Source organism: Rhizobium sp. LEGMi-198b, from assembly GCF_054114205.1.
This window is the reverse complement of the sequence record NZ_JBSYVH010000021.1, coordinates 1-1750: the sequence shown is the minus strand read 5'-3', so window position 1 is coordinate 1750 and position 1750 is coordinate 1. Positions and strand designations below refer to the sequence as shown.

Below are 1750 nucleotides of genomic sequence, written 5' to 3'. Positions count from 1 at the left end.
TGGTCCCTGGACGCCGGACAAGCTTGCAAAGCGGGTCGCCAAACACAGCATATGGGTCCTCATCGGCGTCCTCACCGGTGGCGTATGGATATTCTATTTCGCGGATGCGCCATCCCTGGCCGTTGCCTTAATCAAGGGCCAAGCGCCGGCGGTCGCCTATGCCACGGTCGCCATTCTCACCTCGACCACCTACGTTCTTGGTGGGCTGATGAGGGAACAGGTCTGCACCTACATGTGTCCGTGGCCCCGCATCCAGGGCGCTATGCTGGACGAAAATTCCCTGGTCGTCACCTACAACGACTGGCGCGGTGAGCCTCGCTCCCGCCATGCCAAAAAAGCTCAGGCAGCAGGCCAGCCGGTCGGCGATTGCGTCGATTGCAATGCCTGTGTGGCGGTCTGTCCGATGGGCATAGACATCCGCGATGGTCAGCAGATGGAGTGCATCACCTGCGCCTTATGCATCGACGCCTGCGACGGCGTGATGGACAAGCTCGATAAGCCGCGCGGCCTGATCTCCTATGCGACGCTGAGCGAGTATGCCGCCAACATGAGCCTCGCGACCAACGGCGGCACGGTCGCCGTACAGCCGAACCTCGTGCGAAACCTCGACGGCAGCTTCGTTGAGGGCATTCGGCACTTCAATTGGCGGGTGATCATCAGGCCGCGCGTTCTTTTCTACGCCGCTGTATGGGCAGCGGTCGGGGTGGCCATGCTCGTGCATCTGGCGCTCAGGGAGCGGCTGGAGCTGAACGTGCTCCATGATCGCAATCCGCAATATGTGCTGGAGTCGGATGGATCGATCCGCAACGGTTATACGCTTCGCGTTCTCAACATGGTCCCGGCGCCGAGGAAAATCGATATCCGACTAGAGGGCGCAGTAGGAGCGACAATGAAGATCCCCGAACTCTCGAAGGAGGAAGGCCGGCACTTCACTGTCGATGCGGATCCGGACGCGGCCACCTCGCTCAAGGTGTTCGTAACGCAACAGGCCAAGGCGGAGACGATCAAGGAATTCCTGTTCGTCATAGAGGACGAAAATCACACGGATCGGGCGACGTACCGGGCCGCCTTCAACGCACCTCGGGGATATAAATGCATCGATACGGCGGAGTTTGGCCAATGACTTGCTGCACCATGGACGCCGAAAGCACATTGGCACTATCGAGCAGCCGTTCTTTCAGTGCTGAAGAGATCACTCTTGCGAGCCATCCGTTGGGGAACGGTTTGCGTCAACTGGACCTGAGCGTCCCCGATGCGCACTGCGGAGGCTGCATCTCGACGATCGAGGGAGCTTTGCTGAAACTTCCCTATGTAACGCGCGCCCGGGTCAATCTGACCGCCCGGCGAGTAAGTTGCATCTATGTCGAGCGACTGGAGGACACGCCGGTCGATCCGGCCGGTATTTTGTCGGCGATTATGGGCACAGGCTATCGCGTCCACGTCTTCTCGCCCAACTCGCTATCGGAACAGACCGACAGACTGCGCAATCAATTGCTGCTGGCCGTTGGTGTCTGCGGCTTTGCCGCAGCGAATATCATGCTGCTCTCGGTATCGGTCTGGTCCGGCGCAGATGCGGCGACGCGAGACCTGTTTCACTGGATTTCCGCGATGATTGCTGCGCCGGCCCTTATCTATGGCGGCCGTTTCTTTTTTCGCTCGGCGTGGAATGCCTTGAAGCATGGGCGGACCAACATGGACGTGCCCATTTCTCTCGCTGTCACGCTCTCCTATGCCGTATCATTATGGGAGA

General features: G+C 59.5%; 2 protein-coding genes. Both read left to right on the top strand.

The window, feature by feature from the left end; all coding sequences use genetic code 11:
• Positions 1-1123, top strand: a 1123-nt coding sequence (gene ccoG, locus ACXHXG_RS32070; protein ID WP_457901882.1) for a cytochrome c oxidase accessory protein CcoG, incomplete at its 5' end; no start/stop codon positions are given.
• Positions 1120-1750: cation transporter (locus tag ACXHXG_RS32065; RefSeq protein WP_457901881.1), on the top strand; the 631-nt coding region annotated here is incomplete at its 3' end. The genes ccoG and ACXHXG_RS32065, both read left to right, overlap by 4 nt.